Annotated in this window: 21 protein-coding genes and 1 pseudogene; 13 read left to right on the forward strand and 9 right to left on the reverse strand. The window is 66.3% G+C overall.

The features are described from left to right. Positions 1-809 precede the first annotated feature (809 nt). Positions 810-2,102 (forward strand): tyrosine-type recombinase/integrase, encoded by a 1,293-nt coding sequence (locus BLQ74_RS22105; protein ID WP_170842847.1) that lies wholly within the window; start codon positions 810-812, stop codon positions 2,100-2,102. A 198-nt stretch (positions 2,103-2,300) separates the two neighbouring features. Further along, positions 2,301-2,663, forward strand: a pseudogene (locus BLQ74_RS22110) (hypothetical protein); the annotation flags it as partial. 7 nt (positions 2,664-2,670) lie between these two features. Here BLQ74_RS22110 and BLQ74_RS22115 read toward each other — a convergent pair. Together BLQ74_RS22115 and BLQ74_RS22120 are read right to left on the reverse strand one after the other, a co-directional pair. Next, positions 2,671-3,312, reverse strand: coding sequence for a DUF1109 domain-containing protein (locus BLQ74_RS22115; RefSeq protein ID WP_090266526.1), 642 nt, complete (start codon positions 3,310-3,312; stop codon positions 2,671-2,673). Continuing rightward, positions 3,299-3,886, reverse strand: coding sequence for a sigma-70 family RNA polymerase sigma factor (locus BLQ74_RS22120; protein WP_090266529.1), 588 nt, complete (start codon positions 3,884-3,886; stop codon positions 3,299-3,301). The genes BLQ74_RS22115 and BLQ74_RS22120 overlap by 14 nt, the downstream gene beginning before the upstream one ends. A gap of 232 nt (positions 3,887-4,118) precedes the next feature. Between BLQ74_RS22120 and BLQ74_RS22125 the strand changes: the two genes are divergently transcribed. From BLQ74_RS22125 to BLQ74_RS22140, 4 genes are read left to right on the forward strand one after another with little or no spacing between them, the layout of a single operon-like run. Further along, complete coding sequence (locus BLQ74_RS22125; protein WP_090266531.1) at positions 4,119-4,406, forward strand: BufA1 family periplasmic bufferin-type metallophore; 288 nt, start codon at positions 4,119-4,121, stop codon at positions 4,404-4,406. A gap of 16 nt (positions 4,407-4,422) precedes the next feature. Next, entirely contained in the window at positions 4,423-5,256 is an 834-nt protein-coding gene (gene bufB / locus BLQ74_RS22130) for an MNIO family bufferin maturase (protein WP_090266534.1), read from the forward strand. After that, positions 5,253-6,008: an HvfC/BufC N-terminal domain-containing protein gene (locus BLQ74_RS22135; protein ID WP_090266537.1), complete on the forward strand. Its 756-nt coding sequence runs from the start codon at positions 5,253-5,255 to the stop codon at positions 6,006-6,008. The genes bufB and BLQ74_RS22135 overlap by 4 nt, the downstream gene beginning before the upstream one ends. An 11-nt stretch (positions 6,009-6,019) precedes the next feature. Beyond that, the gene (locus BLQ74_RS22140; protein WP_090266541.1) at positions 6,020-6,487 is read left to right on the forward strand and encodes a DoxX family protein; all 468 of its coding nucleotides are present in this window, start codon (positions 6,020-6,022) and stop codon (positions 6,485-6,487) included. Positions 6,488-6,529: 42 nt separating this feature from the next. Here BLQ74_RS22140 and BLQ74_RS22145 read toward each other — a convergent pair whose 3' ends face one another. The 3 genes from BLQ74_RS22145 to BLQ74_RS22155 are packed head-to-tail and all read right to left on the reverse strand — an operon-like array spanning position 6,530 to position 9,831. Further along, entirely contained in the window at positions 6,530-8,371 is a 1,842-nt protein-coding gene (locus BLQ74_RS22145) for an amidohydrolase (protein ID WP_090266545.1), read from the reverse strand. 20 nt (positions 8,372-8,391) lie between these two features. Then, complete coding sequence (locus BLQ74_RS22150; protein ID WP_090266548.1) at positions 8,392-9,210, reverse strand: alpha/beta fold hydrolase; 819 nt, start codon at positions 9,208-9,210, stop codon at positions 8,392-8,394. A 51-nt stretch (positions 9,211-9,261) separates the two neighbouring features. Further along, positions 9,262-9,831: an antibiotic biosynthesis monooxygenase gene (locus BLQ74_RS22155; protein ID WP_090266553.1), complete on the reverse strand. Its 570-nt coding sequence runs from the start codon at positions 9,829-9,831 to the stop codon at positions 9,262-9,264. Positions 9,832-10,038: 207 nt separating this feature from the next. On the opposite strand from BLQ74_RS22155, the gene BLQ74_RS22160 reads away from it, so the two are divergent. Further along, positions 10,039-10,422 (forward strand): helix-turn-helix domain-containing protein, encoded by a 384-nt coding sequence (locus BLQ74_RS22160; RefSeq protein WP_244507246.1) that lies wholly within the window; start codon positions 10,039-10,041, stop codon positions 10,420-10,422. Here BLQ74_RS22160 and BLQ74_RS22165 read toward each other — a convergent pair. After that, positions 10,388-11,776, reverse strand: a complete 1,389-nt coding sequence (locus BLQ74_RS22165) for an ATP-binding protein (RefSeq protein WP_090266555.1) — start codon at positions 11,774-11,776, stop codon at positions 10,388-10,390. The two genes, BLQ74_RS22160 and BLQ74_RS22165, sit on opposite strands and share 35 nt — an antisense overlap. 172 nt (positions 11,777-11,948) lie before the next feature. Next, the gene (locus BLQ74_RS22170) at positions 11,949-12,905 is read right to left on the reverse strand and encodes a GlxA family transcriptional regulator (RefSeq protein ID WP_483153932.1); all 957 of its coding nucleotides are present in this window, start codon (positions 12,903-12,905) and stop codon (positions 11,949-11,951) included. 192 nt (positions 12,906-13,097) lie between these two features. Between BLQ74_RS22170 and BLQ74_RS22175 the strand changes: the two genes are divergently transcribed. The 5 genes from BLQ74_RS22175 (at position 13,098) to BLQ74_RS22195 (ending at position 19,223) form a co-directional block, all read left to right on the forward strand. Further along, positions 13,098-13,751, forward strand: coding sequence for a hydrolase (locus BLQ74_RS22175; RefSeq protein ID WP_090266561.1), 654 nt, complete (start codon positions 13,098-13,100; stop codon positions 13,749-13,751). Between the two features lie 342 nt (positions 13,752-14,093). Then, a complete protein-coding gene (locus BLQ74_RS22180; RefSeq protein WP_090266565.1) occupies positions 14,094-14,576 on the forward strand; it encodes a formate dehydrogenase subunit gamma in 483 nt (160 codons plus the stop codon). After that, a complete protein-coding gene (locus BLQ74_RS22185; protein ID WP_090266568.1) occupies positions 14,570-16,129 on the forward strand; it encodes a formate dehydrogenase beta subunit in 1,560 nt (519 codons plus the stop codon). The genes BLQ74_RS22180 and BLQ74_RS22185 overlap by 7 nt, the downstream gene beginning before the upstream one ends. Next, positions 16,126-19,002, forward strand: coding sequence for a formate dehydrogenase subunit alpha (gene fdhF, locus BLQ74_RS22190; protein WP_090266572.1), 2,877 nt, complete (start codon positions 16,126-16,128; stop codon positions 19,000-19,002). The genes BLQ74_RS22185 and fdhF overlap by 4 nt, the downstream gene beginning before the upstream one ends. Next, the gene (locus tag BLQ74_RS22195; RefSeq protein ID WP_090266575.1) at positions 18,999-19,223 is read left to right on the forward strand and encodes a formate dehydrogenase subunit delta; all 225 of its coding nucleotides are present in this window, start codon (positions 18,999-19,001) and stop codon (positions 19,221-19,223) included. The genes fdhF and BLQ74_RS22195 overlap by 4 nt, the downstream gene beginning before the upstream one ends. Before the next feature lie 131 nt (positions 19,224-19,354). Here BLQ74_RS22195 and BLQ74_RS22200 read toward each other — a convergent pair whose 3' ends face one another. Both BLQ74_RS22200 and BLQ74_RS22205 read right to left on the reverse strand, forming a co-directional pair. Next, positions 19,355-20,206: an aldo/keto reductase gene (locus tag BLQ74_RS22200; protein ID WP_090266578.1), complete on the reverse strand. Its 852-nt coding sequence runs from the start codon at positions 20,204-20,206 to the stop codon at positions 19,355-19,357. 249 nt (positions 20,207-20,455) lie between these two features. Then, on the reverse strand, positions 20,456-21,349 hold the full coding sequence (locus BLQ74_RS22205) for a LysR family transcriptional regulator (protein ID WP_090266581.1): 894 nt from the start codon (positions 21,347-21,349) through the stop codon (positions 20,456-20,458). A gap of 350 nt (positions 21,350-21,699) precedes the next feature. Here BLQ74_RS22205 and BLQ74_RS22210 point away from each other — a divergent pair, with 350 nt between their 5' ends. Next, positions 21,700-23,787, forward strand: coding sequence for a bifunctional DedA family/phosphatase PAP2 family protein (locus tag BLQ74_RS22210; RefSeq protein WP_090266587.1), 2,088 nt, complete (start codon positions 21,700-21,702; stop codon positions 23,785-23,787). Positions 23,788-23,927 lie beyond the last annotated feature (140 nt).

Below are 23,927 nucleotides of genomic sequence, written 5' to 3' on the forward strand. Positions count from 1 at the left end.
CGACATGCAGTGCGCCATATGGCAATAAATCAAGCAGAATGTAGCTTAAAAGCAAGAAATCATGCCAAATCCCATCAACGCACTTCAGGCGTCCTCTGGAAAGTCCTTTAGATACAAAGGCTTGTAAATTATTTTAATTAAGCATCTACGACACCAGGCTTAAAAACCTCGCCGTCACGATTCTGAGGCTGTTCTGCACCATGGGCTCTCTGTACCACGACTGCTGTCGTGTCGGCTGGTGCCACCCGGGCCCTCGCTCGATCGCAGGCTGGCGATGACAGATTATTTGCACGCACTCGACTGGTTGCGATCACTGGCGGCTTGCTGAAATGCCAATGGCCATCGCTGTTGCGTCCGAAATTGGTGGTTGCACTTATGGCGCCAATCGCGAACAAGGTTCCACCCATTTGAATGGCTGGGATTTAATGGCGCACTGGTTTCGAATCCATTTGCTGGTACAGCGATCGGCTCATCAATTAAGCCACGATCATCGCCATACTGAGCCTGTCACTAAAGACCGCAGACGCTCTGTATTTTTCAGCCGTCCGCAGTAATACCGATGCCTGCTATGGTTCAAGCTCGCTGAAGCGTAGAAATCAGGCCTCTGGTTATTAATCAATAGAATCCTTTCACGTCTCAGCCGATTACCGGTGTGGCTGGTTAAGTTGTTGGCTTTCCAACTGGATGGCTCTCCTACCGGATGGAGGGATACATGAATGCAATATCCGATAATGGCTAGACCCGGATATTGCGTAACACCCGGGAAATCGCCATTCTAGAGTGCCTCGTGCCCGGCGCTATTTTCTCTCATGCCTCAATCGCCACAGCCGCTGTTCGATACATTCGACCGTTTTCATGAACTCAATTTCTTCGGGCTCAGCTCGGAGTTGCCTGTCGTTCTCGGGTACCTGCGGGGATTGCCCGAGAAAACCATGGCCATTGAGAGTTATCTGGCCGTTCGAGGCTTTCTCAAGTCCTACGCAGGCAATGAGGCCACCTATAACTCCTACCGAACCCATGTCGAGCGGCTGCTGCTTTGGGCCGTTCTGGTGGCGGAAAAGCCCTTGATCGAACTACGTCGTCGGGATGCCGAAGCCTTCATGGAGTTCTGCCTGAATCCTCCCTCGGAGTGGATCGGCCCGGTCGTCAAGTCGCGTTTCGTGCGCCAGGGAGGCAGGACGAAAAGCGAGTCCGACGGTTATTCCGTGAACGAGCGCTGGCGCCCTTTTGCCTCGACCGTGCCGAAACGCGAGCGGAAAATCGCCTCGGAAACCCTGTCTGCCCTCCCCTCGACCACCTACAAAATGTCCCAGGGGTCGGTCGCCCAAGTGTTCGCGGTGTGTGGCAGCTTCTTCCAACACGCGATTGACGAAGGCTTCACCGAGGTAAATCCCTTCAGGGCCGTGAAGCAGAAATCGATCTACAAGCAACGCAATACGCTGGACGTCGCCTCGCGCTCGCTGACGCAACTGCAGTGGAGCTTCGTCATCGAGACGGCCGAACTTATGGCGGCTGCGAACCCTGAACATGAGCGAACCCTTTTTATCGTCGCCACGCTGTTCTCGATGTACCTGCGCGTGTCTGACCTGGTCGGGCGTGACAATTGGCAGCCGGTGATGGGCGACTTCCGACGGGATAGCGCCGGGAACTGGTGGTTTCACGTCGTGGGGAAAGGCAATAAGGCAGCGAAGATCAGCGTGCGCGATGAGTTCATCGAGTCCTATCTGACGCGTTATCGCAAACACTTGCAGCTGCCTGCCCTACCCTCACCCCATGAGAAACGGCCATTGCTCAGCACGCTCAAAGGGCGCGGCGGACTGTCCGATCGACATATCAGGCTGCTTCTCCAAGAGGTCTTCGATCAATCGCTCAGCAGGATGAGCGAGGACGGATGGAGCGATGACGAAGTCGATCAGCTTCGCTCCGCGTCACTTCACTGGCTTCGCCATACCTCGGCCACATTCGATGCTCCGCATCGCGACATGAAAGATCTGCAGGCGGATCTGCGTCATAACAGTTTAAGTACCACCCAGAACACCTATTACAACTCTCTAGACGAACAGCGGGCGCACTCTGTCAAAAAGATGAAGATCAAGGGGTAGCGGTCGGAGAATCATGTCCGCCAGCGGCAATGCCTAGATCGGACAAAATGCGGCCATAATCGCGCACCCCTCCGCCGATGCCAGCTCCCAGCGATGTCAGAGCACCTCGACGCAGCCCCCTCGCCCAGCGAATCCACCGAAAGTGCCGTCATTCCGCCGCGACGCTTCAAGCGACCGCGCTGGCGCGAGTGGCGGCAGCGCTTGGCGTTCTGGGTCGGAGCCCCGCTGGTGGGCGGCTCGGTTGGCCGTGAGGGGCCTACCCTGCATGTCGGCGCGGCAGTCATCTATGCCTTCGGCCGGCGCACCATCGCCGGACTGATCCTGGCGCTGTTCGGGCTGGCCTCGGGCAGCCATGTGTTCGGCACCGGCTACGAGGAAACCCGCGCGGCGCTGACCTCCTCGGTGATCGTGCTGGAGCTGTCGCACAGCCCCGACCTGGTGATCCCGATGCTCGCGGCGACGGTCATGGCCGCGGCCATCTCCGGCTGGATCGCCCCGGTCTCGCTGTACCACGCGCTGGCCCGGCAGATCCTCGACAAAGTCGCGCCAACCAAGCCCTGAGCCACCCTCACCAGCGCAGCAGGCGCGGTCCCAGGGCGGCGCCGAGCAGCGTCGGGACGAGCATGCCCAGCAAGTACCAGATGCCCCAGAAGGGTACGCCCATCTCCGGGCAATGCAGGCAGTAGGCGAGCGTCGCGGTGGCCCCGGCGAGCAGGCCGCCGGCGGCACCGGCCTGGCGCTGGCGGGTCGGCGCCAGGCCGCGCAGTGCCCAGAACACAGCGATGAACACCGGCACGGAGAGCAGCGCGATGTTCAGCGGGCAGGTGCGCCAGGTGCGACCGAATATCAGCTCGGCGCGGGCCTCGACCGGCGCCCCGGCCAGCGCCAGGGCAGCGCCCAGCCAAACCAGCAGCACCGGCAAGCACGGTGCGAGCCAGGCGCCGCCGCCCTTCACCCCGGGGCGCGCCAGGCGGCTGGAAAGCCATAGCGCCAGCGACGCCAGGCTGGCTGGCAGCGCGACCTTGGCCCAGAACAGTGGCGTACGCGCTACCTCGGTGAGGTCTGCGCGCACGCCGTAGAGTGCCGCCATCAGCAGCAGCGCGCCGAGGCTTCCGCCCAGCAGCGCCAGTGCGAAGCGTCGGGCCAGGACATGCCGGTCCACCGTCGTTTCGCCGGCGGCGAGCATGGCGATCAGCTCATCGGTCTTCATCGTTTCGCTTACCTCGAATCATGCCAGCGAGCAGCTTCAGCCCACGGTGGATGCCGACCTTCACGGCCGAAATGGAAAGCCCGGTGAGGCGCGCGGTTTCCTCCACCGAGAGCCCTTCGAGCTTCACATGCACGATCGGCAGACGCTGTCGCTCGGGCAATTGCTGCAACAGCCGAGCAAGGTCGCGGCTGGCCTGCGCCGGCTCATCATCTTCGCTGGCGAACAGTTCATCGTCCGCCTGCAGCGGGTCCTGCAGCGCCTCACGGCGAGCGTAGGCGCGGAAATGGTCGGTCAGTTTATAGCGCGCGATGGCCTGCACCCAGGCGGTCAGCGGTTGCTCGGCGCGATAGGTGTGGCGGGCGTTGTGCACCGCCAGCAGGACTTCCTGCAACAAGTCCTCGACCTCCGCCGGGCGCTGCGCCAGGCGCCGCCGCAGGAAGGCGCGCAGGTGCGCGCCCAGGGCGACGAGGAACTCCCGATAGGCCGCCGCATCGCCATCCATACCGCGCAACAGCAATGCCTGCAGCTGCGCTTCGCGCGCGTTCAACTGCTCCTGGCTGGTAGTTCGCTGCATCGGCCGTCCTGGTTACACCACAGAGGAATTTTTTCTCGAAGGCGCGCACCAGCCAGCGCACGCACCCCGCCGCCTGAAAAAAAACAGGCAGCCGTTCAATACGTTAGGGCGCCAAGAAAGAAATCTCAAAAAAATCTTCGTGCCGCTGTAACCGGATCGGCGCAGTCGACGAACTGGTTCATGAGCCGAGGGTAATCCACCACCGGCCAACACACCTTTCGGAGACCGCACCATGAAAAGCATCGCCCTCGCCACCGCCGCCCTGGCCCTCGCCTCCCTCGCCGGCGCCGCCTTGGCCGACGACATGAACACCCAGGCCGGCACCGCCGCGGCCATGGAGAAATGCTACGGCGTGGCCCTGGCCGGCAAGAACGACTGCAAGGCCGGCGCTGGCACCACCTGCGCCGGCAGCGCCAAGAAGGACTACGACGGCATGCACTGGAAGAATGTCCCGGCCGGCACCTGCACCTCGATCAAAACGCCCCACGGCATGGGCTCGCTGACCCCGATGAAGTCCTGATCGAAGGCCGCCGACCATGAACGCATCGCACAATCTGGGCGCCGGGCTGGGGCTCAAGGCCGAGCACTACGCCGAGGCCCTGGCCTGCGACGCCGAGGGCCTCTGGTTCGAGGTCCACCCGGAGAACTACATGGTCGGCGGCCCCCGCCTCGCCTGGCTGGAGCGCATTGCCGAGCGCCATCCGCTATCGCTGCACGGGGTGTCGCTGTCCCTGGCGGCGGATGCCCCGCCCGACGCCGCGCACCTGCAGCGCCTGCGCGCGCTCATCGAGCACGTGCAGCCGGCGCTGGTCTCGGAACATCTGGCCTGGTCCACCTGGCGCGGCCACTACCACCCGGACCTGCTGCCGTTCCCGCGCAGCGACGCGGCGCTGCTGCGCATCGCCGACAACATCGAACGCACCCAGGAAGCCCTGGGCCGACGCATCGCCCTGGAAAACCCCAGCCACTACCTGCGCCTGGACGGCCACGCCTGGGACGAAATCGACTTCCTCGCCGAGCTGGCGCAGCGCACCGGCTGCGGCCTGCTGCTGGACGTCAACAACGTCCACGTCAGCGCACACAACCTCGGCTTCGACGCCGGCACCTACCTGGCGCGCTTCCCCGCCGGGGCGATCCTCGAAATCCACCTGGCCGGGCACAGCCACGACGCCGGTGGCGAATTGCTGATCGACTCCCACGATGCGCCCATTGCCGAGGCCGTCTGGGCCCTCTACCAGGGGTTGGTTGAGCGTATCGGCCCACGGCCGACGCTGATCGAGCGCGACGGCCACATCCCGGCCTTCGCTGAACTGCTCGGCGAGCGCGAAATCGCCCAGACCCTCCTCAACCTCGAACGGAGCACGGCATGAACGCACTGGGACGCTTCCAGGACGCCTTCATCGACGCCCTCTACCAAGGCCCCGCCGACGACCTGGCGGCGCTGACCGCGCAGCCCGGTTTCGCGGTCTACCGCAACACGCTGTTCAAGGGCTGTGTCGACGCCCTGTGCGACAACCATCCCGCTGTCGAACGCCTGGTCGGCCGCGCCTGGCTGGAGGCCGCCGCGACCCGCTACGCCCGGCAGTCGCCACCGAGCGATGCCCGCCTGCTGTTCTATGGCGAGGATTTCGCCGACTTCCTCGGCAACCTCGACGCCAGCCGCGAACTGCCCTACCTGGCCGACGTGGCGCGCCTGGACCGCCTGTGGCTGGAGGCCTTCAGCGCCGTACAGGAGCCTTGCCTCGAACGTGCCGATCTGGCCGGCATGAGCGCCACCGACCTCGCCCGCTGTGGCCTGCGCCCGCGCGCCGGAGTTCGCTGGCGTTGGTTCGCCGGGCAGCCGATCTACAGCCTGTGGCGCTACAACCGCGAAGCACTGCCGCTGCCGGAGGAGATTCCCTGGCACGGCGAAGGCGCCCTGCTGGTCGGCGGCCCCGCGGGTGTCGCCTGGCAACCCCTGGAGCGTGGCGCCTGCGCCTTCCTCGACGCGTGCCGCAGCGGCCTCGACCTCGACAGCGCCTCGTCCCTGGCGCTGCGGGCCCAGGCCGATCTCGATTTCACCGCGTTGCTCGGCCGCCTGCTCGGCGCCGCCGTGTTCGCCCCGCTCACCCTGCCCCGCTGAAGGAGCCCGCCATGGACATCATCCACCTCCCCCACCCCGGCCACGCTCTGCGCCAGCGCTGGAACCTCCTGGCCGACGGCCTGCAGCGCCTGCTCGGCGAGTCCTTCCTGTGCCTGGTGGCGCGCCTGGGCATTGCCTCGATCTTCTTCCTTTCCGGACGCACCAAGGTCGAGGGCATCCTCACCATCACCCCGAGCACCTATGAGCTGTTCCAGAGCGAATACGCGCTACCGCTGATCCCACCGCACATCGCCGCGCACCTGGCCGCCTACGCCGAGCACCTGTTCCCGCTACTCCTGCTACTCGGCCTGGGAACCAGGCTCTCGGCCCTGGCGCTGCTGGGTATGACCAGCGTGATCGAGGTGTTCGTCTACCCCGACGCCTGGCCCACTCATCTGTCCTGGGCGGGCCTGTTGCTCTTGCTCATCGCCCGCGGTGGCGGCAACTGGTCACTGGATCGACTGTTGCGGATTCGCTGACCCGCGCGTCGAGAAGCGAGGCCGCTGCCCTCCTGGTCCGGCTCAGAAGGCGAAGCACGAGCAGCCGAAGGCGCCCCAGAAGCCGGCGAAGTCACTGACCGGGACGTCCTTCGTGCGCGCCCGCTCATGGCCGTGGCCGTGGACCGCGCAGGCGCCGACGCACTGGTGCACCGTGCGCTGCAACGGCGCTTGCGGGCGCCAGTGCCCCGGCACCTTGGCCACCGGCGACCACTCCGGCAGCACCGGCAAGCTTGGCGGCGCCAGCTTGTCGAAGTCCTCGGCGGCGTACACCACCTTGCCACCGACCACGGTGAGTACCGACTCGATGCGCTTGATCGCCTCTTCCTCGACGCTGAAGAAGTCGGCCGACAGCGCCACCAGGTCGGCCAACTGGCCCACCTTGATCTGGCCCTTCTTGCCCTGCTCGGAGGAGAACCAGGCGCTGCCGTGGGTGAACAGTTGCAGCGCCAGCTCGCGCGACAGGCCTTGCGCCTGCAGACTCAGGCCGCCGACGGTCTTGCCGCTGACCAGCCAGTACAGCGAGGTCCAGGGGTTGTAGCTGGACACGCGCGTGGCATCGGTGCCGGCCCCCACGGGCACGCCCTCGGCGAGCATGCGCTGGATCGGCGGCGTGGTCTCGGCGGCCTTGGCGCCGTAGCGGTCGACGAAGTACTCGCCCTGGAAGGCCATGCGATCCTGGATGGCGATGCCGCCGCCCAGTGCGCGCACCCGCTCGATGTTGCGCGGGGTGATGGTTTCGGCGTGGTCGAAGAACCACGGCAAGCCGTTGAAAGGAATCTCGCGGTCGACCTTCTCGAACACATCGAGCATGCGCGAGATGGATTCGTCGTAGGTGGCGTGCAGGCGGAACGGCCAACGGTTCTCCACCAGATGGCGCACCACGGGTTCGAGTTCGGCCTCCATGCTCGGCGGAAGGTCTGGACGCGGTTCGAGGAAGTCCTCGAAATCGGCGGCGGAGAACACCAGCATCTCGCCGGCGCCGTTGTGGCGGAAATAGTCGGTGCCCTGGGCGTAGCTGACCGTGCGGGTCCAGTGCTGGAAGTCGGCCAGTTCGTCCTTGGGCTTCTGGGTGAAGAGGTTGTAGGCGATGCGCACGCTGAGCTGGTCGGCGTCGGCCAGTTGCTGGATCACCTGGTAGTCGTCCGGGTAGTTCTGGAAGCCGCCGCCGGCGTCGATCACGCTGGTCAGACCGAGGCGGTTCAGCTCGCGCATGAACTGGCGGGTCGAGTTGATCTGGTACTCCAGCGGCAGCCTCGGTCCCTTGGCCAGGGTGGCATAGAGGATCATCGCGTTGGGCCGCGCCACCAGCATGCCGGTGGGCTCGCCATTGCTGTCGCGGACGATCTCGCCGCCGGGTGGGTTCGGTGTGTCCCTGGTGTAGCCGACCACGCGCAGCGCGGCGCGGTTGAGTAGCGCGCGGTCGTACAGATGGAGGACGAACACCGGGGTGTCTGGCGCGGCCTTGTTCAAGTCGTCCAGGGTCGGCATGCGCCGCTCGGCGAACTGGAACTCGCTCCAGCCACCGACCACGCGCACCCATTGCGGCGCAGGGGTGCGCTGCGCTTGCAGACGCAGCATGTCGAGCGCATCGGCCAGCGACGGCACGCCCTCCCAGCGCAGTTCCAGGTTGTAGTTGAGGCCGCCGCGGATCAGGTGCAGGTGCGAGTCGTTGAGGCCGGGGATCACCGTGCGCCGCTGCAGGTCGATGAGCTGGGTGGCGGCGTCGCGATGGGCCATGATCTCCGCGTCGCTGCCGACGGCGAGGAACCTGCCGTCCTTGATGGCCACCGCAGTGGCCTGCGGGCGCTCGGGATCGACGGTGTGCAGCTTGCCGTTGTGCAGGATCAGATCAGCGCTGTTCATAGGTCGACTCCAGGGCTGTCTCAGCCGGCGAGGAAGGCCAGCAGGTCTTCGTTGAGCTGCTGCGCGTGGGTCACGACGAAGCCATGGGGCGCACCGGCGTAGACCTTGAGTTGGGCACCGCGAATCAGTTGTGCGGCCAGCTTGCCGGTGGTCTCGAAGGGGACGATCTGGTCGTCATCGCCGTGGATCACTAGGGTACGCACATCGACCTTGGGCATGTCGGCGCGGAAGTCGGTCTCCGCGAATGCCGTGACGCAGTCGATGGTGCCCTTGATCGACGCCAGCAGGGCGATGTTCAAGGTCTGGGTGAGCACGCCCTGGGACACCTTCTGGCCGTGGTTGATGCCATAGAAGGGGCTGGCGAAATCGGCGATGAACTGCGCCCTGTCCTGCCGCAGGCCCGCGCGGATGCCATCGAACACGGCGCCATCGACACCCTGCGGGTAGTCCGCCGTGCGGCCGAAGATCGGCGTCACCGCGCCGAGCAGGACCAGGCCGGCGACCCGCGCGCTGCCATGGCGGGCGATGTAGCGGGTGACGTCGCCGCCGCCCATGGAGAAGCCCACCAGGGTCACTTCGCGCAGGTGCAGGTGCTCGATCAATTGGGCGATATCGTCGGCGAAGGTGTCGTAATCGTAGCCGTTCCAGGGCTGACTGGAGCGACCGAAGCCCCGACGGTCGAAGGCGATGGTGCGATAGCCACGGCGGCTCAGGTATTCCATCTGCACTTCCCACATGTCGCCGTCCAGCGGCCAGCCATGGCTGAAGAGCACGGGCTTGCCACTGCCCCAGTCCTTGTAATAGATCTCGCTGCCATCACGGGTGAGGAAGGTGCTCATGGGAAACTCCTGTGGTTGTCTGGAAGGAACAGGGTCGTAACGGCCTGGGCGTCATTTCGCGCTGAGCCAGCCGGCACAGAGGCGTGTCACCCACGGCATGATCAGGAACACCACTGGCAGGACGATGCACAGGGTGATCAGCAGATTGCTCGGGACCATTCCACCCAGTAGCGGATAGCGGGCGAATACCGGCGCCCACAGCTTGGGTATCAGCATGGTCAGCGGAGCGATCACCAGGTAGGTCAGCAGCGCCTGCTTCCACCTCGGCGGCTGGGCGCGCCCGCCGCGCTCCGGGGTGAACCAGAACTCGGCGTCGGCGTGCACCAGCGGGTGGTCGCCCTCCTCCAGGAGGGGCGATACCTCCTCGATCAGCGCGGCGCGCTCGGCCGAATCGATCCAGGCCTGCAACTGCCCGGCGTCGGCGAAACGCACCACGGTGGTGAACATGCCGCTTTCGCCATCCGGGCGGATCACGTTGACCCCCAGGTGGCCGGGCTGCTTGCGCGCTTCCTTGACCGCACGCCTGAGCCAGGCCTCGTAGCGCGGCAGTGCCTCGCTGCGCACCTTGTGGTGGATCACCAGTGTAACCACGCTGTTCAGATCGATGCTGGTAGCACTCATGTCCGTACCGGTGAAGTTGTCCGTCGTCGGATCAACTATCACCGTGCCGCGTCGCGCCGAATTGCACGCATGTGCTGCATTGCCGCGCGGCAGGCGACGAGCGGCTCGGGCGTGCGCCGTTAACCAGGTTTAACCAGGCTTAACTGGCCCACCGCGCGCGCCCCTCGAAGAATCGGACCCAACACGGAAAGCCGGGAGACGCCACCGATGGAAACCCGCATTGCGTCCATGACCTGCCAAGACCCGCCGGCTGGCAGCCGGCGAGGCCTGGCCCACTGGCAACGGGAGCGCGCCACGGCATTGCTGCTGGAACACCTCGACGCGGGCATCGAAGTCAGCGCCCTGGCGCAGGCCTGCGCCCTGTCCCGCAGTGACTTCACCCGCAAGTTCAAGGTCAGCACCGGGCTGTCGCCGCATGCCTGGCTACGGCGCCAGCGCGTGGAAAAGGCCAAGCGCCTGCTGATGCAGGCCCACTGCACCTTGGCGGAAATCGGCCTGGAATGCGGCTTCTTCGATCAGGCGCACTTCTGCCGGACGTTCAGCCAGCTCGAAGGCATCACGCCGCGGGGATGGCAACGCCAGGCAGGCTGAGCGGCGGCATTTCCAGCATGTAGGTGCGCGCCGTGTTGGGTATGCGAAAGCGCACGCCATTCGCGCCCTGCTCCACCTGCAGCAGCGATTTGTCGGCCAGCCGGCAGACCGCGGCGAAGCGGCAATCCTGGCACAGCAGGCTTCCGCCAAGCGCGTCGACCGCCGCCTCCAGGGAAAAGGCGCTGCCCAGCCGGGCGAGCAGGCGCAGGCATTGCTGCTCGGCGGCGCTGAGCAGGCTGAAACTCCAGTCATAGGTCGCGCGCAGGCTCTGCTGACGCGCGGGGGCGGTGCGTCTGCCGGGCATGCCGAGGTGCACCGGCGAGTCGAGCAGCGCCATCAGGCCGTCCAGCCCCAGGATGTCGACCTGACGTGCGGCGATTTCCAGGGCCAGCGGGATACCGTCCAGGCGCCGGCAGATCTCGATGATCGTGGGAACCTGTGCCGGCTTCAGTCGCAATGGGTAGCAGACTTCGCGCGCGCGCAGCACGAACAGCTGCACTGCCGAATATTTCAGCGCCTCGGCCAGCGACAGCTCGTTGTGCTCCGGCAGGTCCAGCGGGGGCAAGCGCAGCACGTGTTCGCCCTCCGCGTGAAGGGGCTCGCGGCTGGTGGCGAGGATGGTCAAGCCGGGACTCTGTCGCAGCGCCTGCTCGACCGCCCCGGCGCAGGCACCGGCCAGGTGTTCGCAATTGTCGAGCAGGCAAAGTGCTGACGCGCTTGTGTCCGTCCCGCAGAACCCGGCCAGGCGCTCGACCAGCGACGTGCCCTGCGCTTCGCTCGACAAGTCCAGAAAACCGATGCGCCGGTAGCGTTCGGCAAGCCGCTCGCAGGCGTGGATCGCCAATGAGGTCTTGCCCATGCCTCCGGGGGCGACCAGGGTCAACAGTCGCGTGTGCGGCAACTGCGCCAGCAGGCGCCGGATCAGGCTGTCGCGCCCGACCAAGCCCATCAGCATCACCGGCAGGCGGCCTTCGGGAGTGACCGGGGAGACCAGCGCCTGGCCGGCCGCCAAGACCTGTGTCTCGACCATGCCGACGAAGCCATAGCCGCGCAATGGCACGTTGGCGATGTAGCGTTCACCGGTGCGGCCTTCGCCAAGCGCCCGGCGCAGCGCGGCGATGTGCACGCGCAGGTTGATCTCCTCGACCACCGTATCGCCCCAGACCTGGGCAATGATCGCCTCCTTGGCGATGATTTCGCCGGGCCTGGCAATCAGCACCTGGAGGATATCCAGCGCCCGGCTGCCGATGCGCACCGGACGCTCGCCCTGCAGCAGCAGGCGTTTGTAGGGATGGAACTGGAAGTCTCCGAACTGCAGTACCGTCTCGGCGTGTTGCTGGATGATCGGATTCATGTCCTGCCCTCACCATCACCGGCCGTATCGCCCTACTTCCGTGCCTCCGAGCGACATCGGACGGATCGGGGCGGCGCGCCCCTGTCTGTGGATAGGGGTATTCTCCTCGCACTCGGTGACAGCGCAACTCACCCAGAGGGAAGGATTCGGCCAATCTGGATGCGCAAGACGGTCAACCGCAACCGAACTGTAGACGGTACTGGCTGGGTGTCATGCCGATGCGTTCGCTGAACAGCGTGCGCAGGTGCCGCGCGCTGCCGAGACCGCTGCGGCAGGCAATCACTTTGAGCGGCAGGTCACTGCTTTCCAGAAGCTTGCGGGCATGGTCGATGCGCGCGTTCTGCACGTACTGCATCGGCGTCAGCTTCAGCTCGCGCTGGAACGCCCGGGAAAAATTGCGCGGGCTCATTGCCGCCAGCTCGGCCATGCGCCCGACCGTGAAGGCTTCCTCGATGTGATCCACCACGTATGCCTGCACGCGGGCGATCGCCGAGCCGTCGCGCACCACCGCGGCCAGCAGCGGCGCATAAGGGGTCTGCCCGCCCTGTCGTTTCATCACCACCAGCAGCACCTTGGCCACTTCCAGCGCTACCTCCTTGTCATGGTCTTCGGCGAGCACCGCCAGCGCCATGTCGATACCGGCGGTGATGCCGCCGGAGCTGATCAGGTTGCGATCGATGACGTAGACCTGCTCAGGCTCCACCCGCGTCGCCGGGAAACGGCTGGCCAGGCGCTCCAGATAGTTCCAGTGGGTGGTGCAGCGATAGCCGTCGAGCAGTCCGGCCTCGCCGAGCAGAAAGGCCCCGGTGCAGATCGCGCCATAGCGCTTCGCGCGGCGCGCCGCCGCCGGAAGCCAGGCGCGCAGGGCATGATTCTCGCCGCTGTAGGCGCCTGGGCCGCCGGGCACCAGCAGCAGGTCGACCCCGGCCGGCATCTGCTCCAGGCGCAGGTCCGCCTGCAGTCCGAGGCCGCAGGAGGCGCGAATCATTTCGCCATCTTCCGACAGGGTGAGCAGCCGATAGCGCTGGTCCTCGGGAAGGTAGCGGTTGGCGATGGAGAACACTTCCAGCGGTCCGGCCACATCGAGCATCAACACATCGCGGTAGAGCACCATGGCGACTGTCTTCATTGCTTCACCCTCCTCCATCGCGTTCCAGTTTGCATGCCGTGGCCGCTCGACCCGCCGTTCCGGGCCGGGCGCCAAGCACAGCGGTCCAATAAATGCGCGGGTGGCGAGGCGATAGTCATGCCAGCCCGCCGGATTCCGGCCGGCGACACCTTGCGTGCTGCGAGGCGCGCCCCATCCCGAGGAGAAAGCACCATGGCCACCGCTTCCGCCGTTCCCGGCAAGACCCTGCTGAACCCCACCGATCACACCCTGATCATGATCGACCACCAGTCGCAGATGTCCTTCGCCACCAAGTCGATCGACGCCGTGACCCTGCGCAACAACGCCGCCCTGGTCGCCAAGGCGGCCAGGGAATTCGGAGTTTCCACCATCCTCACCACCGTTGCCGAGAAGAGCTTCTCCGGACCGATCTTCAGTGAGATCAAGTCGGTGTTTCCCGAGCACAAGGTCATCGACCGCACCAGCATGAACACCTGGGAAGACCCGCGGATCGCCGTCGAAGTCAACGGATTCGGCAAGCAGAAGATCGTCCTCGCCGGGCTCTGGACCTCGGTGTGCATCGTCGGTCCGGCGCTGTCCGCGCTGGACCAGGGCTTCGAGGTCTACGTCATCGCCGATGCCTGCGGCGACGTTTCCGACGAGGCCCACGAAATGGCCATGCAACGCATGATCCAGCTCGGCGCGCGACCGATGACCGCGCTGCAATACCTGCTCGAACTGCAGCGCGACTGGGCCCGCAGCGAGACCTACGACCAGACCGTGAAGACCTCCATCGAGCACGGCGGCGCCTACGGCCTGGGGCTGATCTACGCCAAGACCATGTTCAACGCCAGCGAAGGCCACTGAGCCTGGCCAGGGAGCGGGCAATACCGCTCCCTGCTCTTCCCGCGGCCGGCGATGAGCACAGCGTCCGCCCAGTCTTGGCGGCGCCCGTGGCTCGCCGGCGGGCCGCTGCACCGTCAGGTCGGTTTCAGGACGCGATGGGTCGCTTGGGTGCAATCTTCGGGCGGCAACGATGGCAAGCTTGCAGAATGCCCCGGACCAGGCGCACTAATGACGCTTGGCCGGCGTGCAGGGAGGGCGACCGGATCAACGACGCTTGCGTGGCGTGGCCGGTACGCCGCAGCCGGAGACACCGAACGGATGCCGCGACGCGGCCGTGTCGTTCGTGATGCCGAGGTACGCTGTATGCCTGATGAGATGCTTCACCTGCCACTGATTCACCGCCTGCTGGAACGCCACAAGGACACCCCCGGAGCCCTGCTGCCGATCCTCCACGCCATCCAGGAGGGCTGCGGCTACATCCCCGCCGCCGCCATCGCAGAGATCGCCCATGCCCTCAACCTCAGCCAGGCTGAAGTGCGCGGCGTGATCAGTTTCTACCACGATTTCCGCAGCACCCCGCCGGCGCGCCATACCCTGCGCCTGTGCCGGGCCGAGTCCTGCCAGAGCATGGGCGCCGAGCGCCTGGCCGCGCAGTTGCGCGAGCAGTTGGCGCTGGACGACCACGGCACCAGTGCCGACGGACAGATCGCCCTGCGCCCGGTCTATTGCCTGGGAGCCTGCGCCTGTTCACCGGCCCTGGAGCTGGATGGCCGCGTGCATGCACGGCTCACTCCCGAACGCCTGCGCGAGCTGGTGAGTGACTGCCTGGAGGACGGAACATGCTGACGCTGTTCGTCTCCTGCGATTCGCTCGCCCGCGCTGTCGGCGCCGATGACGTGGCCGCCGCGCTGGTCCGCGAAGCCGAGCGCCGGCAGTTGCCGCTCGATCTGCAGCGCACCAGCTCCCGTGGCCTCTATTGGCTGGAACCGCTGGTCGAATTGGCAAGCGCTGGCGGCCGGCTGGGCTTCGGTCCGCTGACGGTGGCGGACGTGCCCGCCCTGCTGGACGCCCTGGCTGGCGATCCCGCCAGCCATCCGCACGCACTCGGGCCGGTGGAAGACATTCCGTATCTGCACAGCCAGCAACGCCTGCTGTTCGCCCGCGCCGGCATCACCCGGCCGCTGTCGCTGGACGACTACCGCGCCCATGGCGGCTTCGAGGGCCTGACCCGCGCGCTCGGCATGGACGGCGCCGATGTGGTTGCCGCGGTACTCGACTCCGGCCTGCGTGGCCGTGGCGGCGCGGCCTTCCCCGCCGGCATCAAGTGGCGCACCGTGCGCGATGCCCAGGCCGCGCAGAAATACGTGGTGTGCAATGCCGACGAGGGCGATTCCGGCACCTTCGCCGACCGCATGCTGATGGAAGGCGACCCCTTCCTGCTGATCGAGGCCATGGCCATCGCCGGCCTCGCCGTGGGCGCGAGCATGGGCTACCTCTATGTGCGCTCCGAGTACCCGGATGCCATCGCCACCCTCAACCAGGCCCTGGAAATCGCCCGCGCGGCCGGCTATCTGGGCGCGGACGTTGGCGGCAGCGGCCGTGTCTTCGACCTGGAGGTGCGGGTCGGCGCCGGTGCCTATATCTGCGGCGAGGAAACCGCCCTGCTGGAGTCCATCGAGGGCAAGCGCGGCGTGGTCCGCGCCAAGCCGCCGCTGCCGGCGCTGCAGGGGCTGTTCGGCCAGCCGACCCTGGTGCACAACGTCCTCACCCTGGCCTCGGTGCCGCTGATCCTGGCGCGGGGCGCATCGTTCTATCGCGACTTCGGCATGGGCCGCTCGCTCGGCACCATGCCCTTCCAACTGGCCGGCAACGTCCGCCATGGCGGCCTGGTGGAGCGCGCCTTCGGCCTGAGCCTGCGCGAGCTGGTGGAAGGCTACGGCGGAGGCACCGCCAGCGGTCGCCCGCTGAAGGCCGTGCAGGTGGGCGGGCCCCTGGGCGCCTGGGTGCCGCCTGCGCAATTCGATACGCCGCTGGACTACGAGGCCTTCGCCGCCATGGGCGCCATGCTCGGCCACGGTGGCGTGGTGGTGGCCGACGACAGCCTGGACATGGCCCGTATGGCGCGCTTCGCCTTGCGTTTCTGCGCCGAGGAATCCTGCGGCAAGTGCACGCCGTGCCGGATCGGCTCGACCCGTGGCGTGGAAGTGGTCGACCGGCTGATCGCCGCCACCGACATCAGCGACCGCGAGGCACAGGCGCAACTGCTGACGGACCTCTGCGACACCCTGCAATACGGCTCGCTCTGTGCCCTGGGCGGGATGACCTCCTACCCCGTGGCCAGCGCCCTCAAGCATTTCCCCGCCGACTTCGGTCTGGCGACCCCGGAGGCCGACCAGTGATCACTCTCTTCGACCCCACCAGCGACATCGACCTCGGCACCCCGGCCCGCGACAGCGAGGTGCAGGTCAGCCTGAGCATCGACGGCCGCGCGATCAGCGTGCCCGCCGGCACCTCGGTCATGCGTGCCGCCGCGCTGCTCGGCACCAGCATTCCCAAACTCTGCGCCACCGACAGCCTGGAGGCGTTCGGCTCGTGCCGCATGTGCCTGGTGGAAATCGACGGCATGCGCGGCTACCCGGCCTCCTGCACCACCCCGGTGAGCGAGGGCATGGTGGTTCGCACGCAGACGCCCAAGCTGGCCAGCCTGCGGCGCAACGTGATGGAGCTGTACATCTCCGATCACCCGCTGGACTGCCTGACCTGCGCGGCCAACGGCAACTGCGAGTTGCAGAGCGTGGCCGGCCAGGTGGGCCTGCGCGAGGTGCGCTACGGCTACGACGGCGCCAATCACCTGAGCGATGCGAAGGACGTCTCCAACCCTTACTTTGAATACGACCCGAGCAAGTGCATCGTCTGCAACCGCTGCGTGCGCGCCTGCGAGGAAATCCAGGGCACCTTCGCCCTGACCATCGAGGGGCGCGGCTTCGAGTCGCGGGTGGCGGCCGCCGGCGGTGATAACTTCCTCGACTCCGAATGCGTGTCCTGCGGCGCCTGCGTACAGGCCTGCCCCACCGCCACGCTGATCGAAAAGAGCGTGGTGGAGATCGGCCAGCCGGAGCGCAGCGTCATCACCACCTGCGCCTACTGCGGCGTGGGCTGCTCGTTCCGCGCCGAGATGAAGGGCGAGCAACTGGTGCGCATGGTCCCGGACAAGAACGGCCAGGCCAACCATGGCCACTCCTGCGTCAAGGGACGCTTCGCCTGGGGCTACGCCACGCACCCGGACCGCATCACCAAGCCGATGATCCGCAAGCACATCGACGATCCCTGGCAGGAAGTCAGCTGGGACGAAGCGGTGAATTACGCGGCCAGCGAGTTGCGGCGCATCCAGCTCAAGTACGGGCGCGACGCCATCGGCGGCATCACCTCCAGCCGCTGCACCAACGAAGAAACCTACCTGGTGCAGAAGCTGGTGCGCGCAGCCTTCGGCAACAACAACGTCGACACCTGCGCGCGGGTCTGCCACTCGCCCACCGGCTACGGCCTCAAGCAGACCCTGGGCGAGTCCGCCGGAACCCAGAGCTTCGATTCGGTGATGCAGGCCGACGTCATCCTGGTGATAGGCGCCAACCCCACCGACGCCCACCCGGTGTTCGGCTCCCAGCTCAAGCGGCGCCTGCGCCAGGGCGCCCGGCTGATCGTCATCGACCCGCGGCGCATCGACCTGGTGGACTCGCCGCATGCCCACGCCGAGCTGCACCTGCAACTGCGTCCGGGCACCAACGTGGCCATGCTCAACGCCCTGGCGCACGTCATCGTCAGCGAGGGACTGGTCAACCAGCGCTTCGTCGAGGAACGCTGCGAGGCGGCGGACTTCAGCCTCTGGCGCGACTTCGTCAGCCTGCCGGAGAACGCCCCCGAGGTGCTGGGTCCGGTCTGTGGCGTGCCCGCCGAGCAGATCCGCGCCGCCGCGCGGCTCTACGCCAGCGGCGGCAACGCGGCCATCTACTACGGCCTGGGCGTCACCGAGCACAGCCAGGGCAGTACCGCGGTGATGGGCATCGCCAACCTGGCCATGGCCACCGGCAACATCGGCCGCGAGGGTGTCGGGGTCAACCCGCTGCGCGGGCAGAACAACGTCCAGGGCTCCTGCGACATGGGCTCCTTCCCCCATGAACTGCCCGGCTACCGGCACATCTCCAACCAGGCGGTGCGCACCCAGTTCGAGCAGGCCTGGGGCGTGACCCTGCAGCCCGATCCCGGCCTGCGCATCCCCAACATGTTCGAGGCGGCCCTGGGCGGCACCTTCAAGGCGCTCTACTGCCAGGGCGAGGACATCGCCCAGAGCGACCCCAATACCCAGCACGTCACCGCGGCCCTGTCGGCCATGGAGTGCGTGGTGGTACAGGACATCTTCCTCAACGAGACGGCCAAGTTCGCCCATGTGTTCCTGCCGGGCAGCTCCTTCCTTGAAAAGGACGGCACCTTCACCAACGCCGAACGACGCATCTCGCGGGTACGCAAGGTGATGGAGCCCCTGGGCGGCAAGGCCGACTGGGAGGCCACCATGGCCCTGGCCAACGCCCTCGGCTACCGGATGGACTACCGCCACCCGTCGCAGATCATGGACGAAATCGCCCGCCTGACGCCCAGCTTCACCCGCGTCAGCTACGCCGAGCTGGATCGCCACGGCAGCCTGCAGTGGCCATGCAACGACGCCGCGCCGGATGGCACCCCGACCATGCACATCGAGCAGTTCGTGCGGGGCAAGGGGCGCTTCATGCTCACGGGCTACGTGCCCACCGAAGAGAAGGTCAACAGCCGCTACCCCCTGCTGCTGACCACCGGGCGCATCCTCAGCCAGTACAACGTCGGCGCCCAGACCCGGCGCACCGACAACGTCGCCTGGCACGAGGAGGACCGCCTGGAAATCCACGCCAGCGACGCCGAAAGCCGTGGCATCGCCGACGGCGACTGGGTCGGCGTCGGCAGCCGCGCCGGGCAGACCGTGCTGCGTGCGCGGATCAGCGAGCGGGTGGCGCCCGGCGTGGTCTACACCACCTTCCACTTCCCGGAATCGGGCGCCAACGTGATCACCACCGACAACTCCGACTGGGCCACCAACTGCCCGGAATACAAGGTGACGGCGGTAGAGGTCGTGCGGGTCTACCAGCCTTCGGAATGGCAGAAACGCTACCAGGCCTTCAGTGACGAACAACGGCGCCTGCTCAAGGAGCGCCGCCACAGCGGGAACGCCGAGGTCCGTCGATGAGCACCGATAACCTGATCAAGATGGCCAACCAGATCGCCCAGTTCTTCGCCAGCGAACCGGACAGCGCCCAGGCCGCGCGCGACGTGCGCCAACACCTGCAGAGCTTCTGGACCCCGGCCATGCGCAGGGAGCTGGCGGCCTGGCTGGCGCAGCACGAAGCGACGACGACCCTGCACCCCCTGGTGCAGGCAGCGCTGAAGGAGTCCGCCGAGACGGTCTAGCGGCGCCCGTCGGCGGGCGGGCCCGGGCGCTAATGACTGCCCCCGTCGCGGGTCCGCGCGTGGGGGCTGCCGCTTGCGTCAAAGCGGCAACGCGCGGTCGGCGCTCATCCGCTTCATGACCAGGGGCGAAGTCACACGTCCAGTTTTCGTGCGGTGAGCCATTCGACCATCGCCGGGTCGCGGTGGGAGAAGAACGCACTGGTCGCGGTATCCATGGATGTGATCCGGTTCATGTCATCGTCGGACAGTGCAAAGTCCAGTACCGCCAGGTTTTCCTGCATGCGCTCCTTGCGAGTGGTTTTGGCCAGCGCCACCACGCCACGCTGGACGACCCAGCGCAAGACGACCTGGCCCACCGATTTACCGTGGCGTTGGGCGATGTCGGTGAGTAGCGGGTGCGTGAACAGGTGATTGCGGCCTTCGGCGAAGGGCGCCCAGGCTTCCGGCTGGATGCCTTTGGCTTTCATCCAGGGCACGGCATGCAGTTGCTGGTTGAAGGGGTTGACCTCGACCTGGTTGACCGCGGGCTTGATGCGGTTGAACGCCATCAGATCGGCCAGGCGGTCCGGCTGGAAGTTGCTGACGCCGATGGCGCGCACCTTGCCGGCCTCCTGCAGTTCCTCCATGGCACGCCAGGCGCCGTGTACATCGCCGTAGGGCTGGTGAATCAGGTACAGGTCCAGGTAATCGAGCTGCAGGCGCTTCAGCGAACGCTCGAATTGCGCCTTGGCGCCTTCGTAGTTGGTGTCCTGCAACCACAGCTTGGTGGTGACGAACAGCTCGCTTCGCGCCAGGCCACTGCGTTGCAGCGCATTACCCACCTGGGTTTCGTTTTGATAGGACGCGGCGGTGTCGATATGCCGATAGCCGCTCTCCAGCGCGTCGAGCACGGCGCGCTCGCACTCCGCCGGGTCGCTGATCTGGAAGACGCCGAAGCCCAGTAGCGGAATATCGACGCCATTGTTCGGGGTCAGGGTGTTCATAGGGTTCCTCGTGATGACTGATGGCAACGACCTGTTCCTGCGAACGTCTTCGCGACATGCCGAGCCTGAATACGCAGCTGAGGATAGACCTGCCGCTCCCCCCTGATTAGCGGTCGAACGCCTATTGCTTTTATGTGAATCTGGTATGAATCGAATCTGACTGTTGCCGTTCATCAATCAATAGCGGCCGCGGGTAACGTGCTCTCTTGGGGATCGCTCTGAGGCTGGCCCAGGGCGCGGCCCCGGCAATCAAGCCGAATGGCGCAGGGCGTCGCGGAACAAGGTGAAGGCCGGTGAAGCCTGGCGCCTGCTGGGGTAGTAGAGGTGATAGCCCGAAAAGGCTTCGCACCAGTCCGCGAGTACGCGAATCAGGCGCCCATCGGCCAGGTGGGCCTGCACCAGGTCCTCGGGCAGATACGCAAGCCCCAGCCCCTGGAGAGCCGCCTCCATGCGCAGGGCCAGGGTGTTGAATACCAGTTGGCCCTCGACGCGCACTTTCACCTCCTGCCCCTTCTTGGCGAACTCCCAGGAAAAAATGCCACCGTAGGTCGGCAAGCGGACATTGATGCAGTTGTGCTGCATCAAGTCGCGCGGGACCTTGGGAAGTGGATAGCGGCGGAAATACGCGGGGGAGCCGACCACGGCCATGCGCATGTCCGGGCCGATGCGCACGGCAATCATGTCCTTGGCCACCTGCTCACCCAGGCGCACGCCAGCGTCATAACCTTCGGCGACAATGTCGGTCAGGCCGTAGTCGACGATGATCTCGATGTTCAGATCCGGGTTGTCGGGCAGCAGCTTCGCCAGCACCGGTTGCAGAAGCGTGATCGCGGCATGCTCGCCGGCGGTGATGCGCAGCGTGCCCGCCGGCCTGTCGCGAAACTCGCTGAGCAACGCCAACTCGCTGTCGATCTCTTCGAACTTGGGCGCGACGACCCGCAGCAGACGCTCCCCCGCCTCGGTGGGAGAAACGCTGCGAGTCGTGCGTGCCAACAACCTGACCCCCAGTCGCTCCTCCAACTGCCGCATGGCCCGGCTCAATGCAGGTTGCGACATGTTCAGCTTGGCCGCGGCACGGGTAAAACTGCGCTCTTGCGCAACCACTGAGAAAATCGCTATCTGGTCGTAGCTTTCAGTGGGCATTTATCTATCTCTGGTATGAGTCGGCTGTGATTATGTCATTCGAACTCTATATCAATTGAATCGCTGTTACAGCCGCCTCCACGCTGATGAAGACTGGCTAACCAAGGGGGGGTAAGGGGGCAGTATCCCGCCTCCTGGTCCGAGGCGGGAGCCTCAGCGTGCCGACGGAGCTAATCTCTGAGCGAGAATCCAAGCGGTCGAGCGCGCAGCAATCGATGCGAAGCGTTGGTCGTCTTGCACTCCGCTGGCAGATGCGGTCCAAGGGTTCGCCTTGCGCGGGCGGCGGGTTTCAGGCGTGGCGATGGCACCCGACGGGTTCCTCTGCTCCCCCCATTCTCTGAGGCGGTCGGATGCTTTCTTCCCTCATTGCGTTCATCACCGAGCACCCCCAGCTGACGTATGCGGTGGTGTTGCTACTGGCGCTCTCCGAGTCCATCCCGGTGATCGGCGCCGTGGTGCCTGGCACGGCGGTGATCATCGCGATCAGCGCGCTGGTGCCGAGTGGTGCAGTGACGCTCTGGCCCCTGCTCGCCGCCGCCGTGGCCGGGGCGATCCTGGGGGACGGCCTGTCGTACTGGGTGGGGCATCGCTATCACCGCGAGGTCCTGAATGCCCGCGTGTTCAAGCGCTTTTCCGGCTTCATCGCGCGCAGTGAGCTGTTCTTCACCCGGCACGGTGGCAAGAGTGTGTTCCTCGCCCGTTTCACGCCGGGCGTGCGCGCTTTCGTGCCCTTGTTGGCCGGTGTGCTGAAGATGCCGCCGAGACGCTTCTACGCCGCCAACCTGCTTTCCGCGCTCACCTGGGCCCCGGTGCACATTTTGCCGGGCGTGCTGATCGGCGCCTCGTTCAGTCTGTTCGGCGCGGCCGCCAAGCCGCTGGCGGCCCTGGTCGTCCTGCTGGTCCTGCTGGTCTGGGGGACGAGCCATCTCGTGCGCTTCACGCTGGCTCGCGGCTTGCCGCTGCTGAGCGGCGCTCTGCAGCGGCTGCGTACCTGGGCGGCGGCTCGCGACGACCGCTGGGCGAGGCTCATCCTCAACCTGCTGGACCCGGCGCGCCCCGATGCGCGAGGCCTGGCCTACCTGGCCGTGCTGCTGGTGGGGTCCGCCTGGCTGTTCTTCGGCATTCTCGAGGATGTGGTCAGCGGTGATCCGCTGGTGCGCGCCGATAGCGCGATCTACCAGGCCCTGCAGGACTTGCGCACGGCCCCCGGCGACGCCTTGATGATCGCCATGACGGAACTGGGCGACACCGTCGTGGTGCTGGCGGTGACGCTGGCCGTGCTCCTGTGGCTGGCAGGCAAGCGCGCCTGGCGCACGGCGGCCTACTGGCTGGTGGCAATCGCCGGCGCATCGGCGCTCAACAGCGTCATCAGGGTCACGCTGCACCGCCCCCGCCCCGGGGAGATGCTCTATACCGGCTGGAGTGCGTTTTCCTTCCCCAGTGGCCATAGCACCGTCAACGCCATTCTCTATGGCTTCCTCGCCGTCCTGCTCATTCCCGCGCTGCGGCCGCTCTGGCGCCTGCCGCTTGCCGTCTGCGCCGTCAGCCTGGTGCTCGGCATTGCGATGTCACGGCTCTACCTTGGCGCCCACTGGTTCTCGGACGTGGTCGGCGGGCTGGCCTTCGCCTGCGCCTGGCTCACGTCGCTCGGTGTGTCCTACCGGCGCAAGCCCGCGCAAGCGGTCGGCGCCGTCGGGCTGTTGATCGTCGCGGTCGCCACGCTGAGTCTTGCCGGAGGCCTGCACATCCATCGCCAGCATGCCTTCGACGTTGCGCGCTATGCGCAGCAAGAGCGGACCCAGCGCATGTCCACGCAGACCTGGTGGAACACTGGCTGGCAGCAGCTTCCCGCTCGGCGTGTCGAGATCACCGGGGAAATCGAAGAGCCCCTGGCTCTGCAATGGGCGGGCAGCCTGAGCGCCCTGCAGGCGCTGTTGCAACGCCAGGGCTGGTACCGCCCGGTCCCCTGGAGCAGCAGCGGCGCCCTGGCCTGGCTGGCACCCAGCGCCGCGCCAGGCGAACGCCCGCTCATTGCGGTTTTCGCCGGCGGGCGGCTACCCGAGCTGACCCTGGCATTGGCCGACCCGGACGCCGCCGAGGCGTCTCGCTTCGTGCTGCGCCTGTGGCCCGCGGACGTCACTCTCGACGAGGGCGACTCAGCGTCGCTCTGGGTCGGTTCGGTGGTCGAGGAGCGGCTCGTCCACTACCTCTCGCTGCTCACCCTGGAATGGCGACAGCCGGACATGAACCGGGCGCGCGACCGCTTGCTCGCCAGCCTCGCCACATCGCGCCTCGCTACCCGGAGCGACGCGGCCAGCAGCGCCCATTGGGACGGCCGCGTCGTTCTGGCCCACGATAGCGACGTGCGCACTGACGCCAGAGCGGGCGTGCCGCTGCCTGGCGCAAACGCACCAGCGCCACCGCTCGTTTCACCCTGAAGGCCAGCGCCCGTGGCAACGCACACGGCACGAAAAGCGGCGTGCCTGCTGCCCGGGACACTTGGCGACAGACATCGACCAGCGTTCGATCGGCGCGGATATATCTAGTCGCGCGACTTTGAATCATTGAATTACCGATA

This window comes from Pseudomonas panipatensis, from assembly GCF_900099785.1.
In the GTDB taxonomy this organism is placed as follows: Bacteria; Pseudomonadota; Gammaproteobacteria; order Pseudomonadales; family Pseudomonadaceae; genus Pseudomonas; species Pseudomonas panipatensis.

Bases quoted from the DNA above. Each gene is read 5' to 3' on its own strand.
- BLQ74_RS22125 (WP_090266531.1), top strand. From the start codon at position 4,119: ATGAAAAGCATCGCCCTCGCCACCGCCGCCCTGGCCCTCGCCTCCCTC.
- BLQ74_RS22165 (WP_090266555.1), bottom strand. From the start codon at position 11,776: ATGAATCCGATCATCCAGCAACACGCCGAGACGGTACTGCAGTTCGGA.
- BLQ74_RS22105 (WP_170842847.1), top strand. From the start codon at position 810: ATGCCTCAATCGCCACAGCCGCTGTTCGATACATTCGACCGTTTTCAT.
- BLQ74_RS22210 (WP_090266587.1), top strand. From the start codon at position 21,700: ATGCTTTCTTCCCTCATTGCGTTCATCACCGAGCACCCCCAGCTGACG.
- BLQ74_RS22150 (WP_090266548.1), bottom strand. From the start codon at position 9,210: ATGAGCACCTTCCTCACCCGTGATGGCAGCGAGATCTATTACAAGGAC.
- BLQ74_RS22185 (WP_090266568.1), top strand. From the start codon at position 14,570: ATGCTGACGCTGTTCGTCTCCTGCGATTCGCTCGCCCGCGCTGTCGGC.
- BLQ74_RS22170 (WP_483153932.1), bottom strand. From the start codon at position 12,905: ATGAAGACAGTCGCCATGGTGCTCTACCGCGATGTGTTGATGCTCGAT.
- BLQ74_RS22115 (WP_090266526.1), bottom strand. From the start codon at position 3,312: ATGAAGACCGATGAGCTGATCGCCATGCTCGCCGCCGGCGAAACGACG.
- BLQ74_RS22200 (WP_090266578.1), bottom strand. From the start codon at position 20,206: ATGAACACCCTGACCCCGAACAATGGCGTCGATATTCCGCTACTGGGC.
- BLQ74_RS22135 (WP_090266537.1), top strand. From the start codon at position 5,253: ATGAACGCACTGGGACGCTTCCAGGACGCCTTCATCGACGCCCTCTAC.
- BLQ74_RS22180 (WP_090266565.1), top strand. From the start codon at position 14,094: ATGCCTGATGAGATGCTTCACCTGCCACTGATTCACCGCCTGCTGGAA.
- BLQ74_RS22120 (WP_090266529.1), bottom strand. From the start codon at position 3,886: ATGCAGCGAACTACCAGCCAGGAGCAGTTGAACGCGCGCGAAGCGCAG.
- bufB (WP_090266534.1), top strand. From the start codon at position 4,423: ATGAACGCATCGCACAATCTGGGCGCCGGGCTGGGGCTCAAGGCCGAG.
- BLQ74_RS22140 (WP_090266541.1), top strand. From the start codon at position 6,020: ATGGACATCATCCACCTCCCCCACCCCGGCCACGCTCTGCGCCAGCGC.
- BLQ74_RS22195 (WP_090266575.1), top strand. From the start codon at position 18,999: ATGAGCACCGATAACCTGATCAAGATGGCCAACCAGATCGCCCAGTTC.
- BLQ74_RS22205 (WP_090266581.1), bottom strand. From the start codon at position 21,349: ATGCCCACTGAAAGCTACGACCAGATAGCGATTTTCTCAGTGGTTGCG.
- BLQ74_RS22155 (WP_090266553.1), bottom strand. From the start codon at position 9,831: ATGAGTGCTACCAGCATCGATCTGAACAGCGTGGTTACACTGGTGATC.
- BLQ74_RS22160 (WP_244507246.1), top strand. From the start codon at position 10,039: ATGGAAACCCGCATTGCGTCCATGACCTGCCAAGACCCGCCGGCTGGC.
- BLQ74_RS22145 (WP_090266545.1), bottom strand. From the start codon at position 8,371: ATGAACAGCGCTGATCTGATCCTGCACAACGGCAAGCTGCACACCGTC.
- BLQ74_RS22175 (WP_090266561.1), top strand. From the start codon at position 13,098: ATGGCCACCGCTTCCGCCGTTCCCGGCAAGACCCTGCTGAACCCCACC.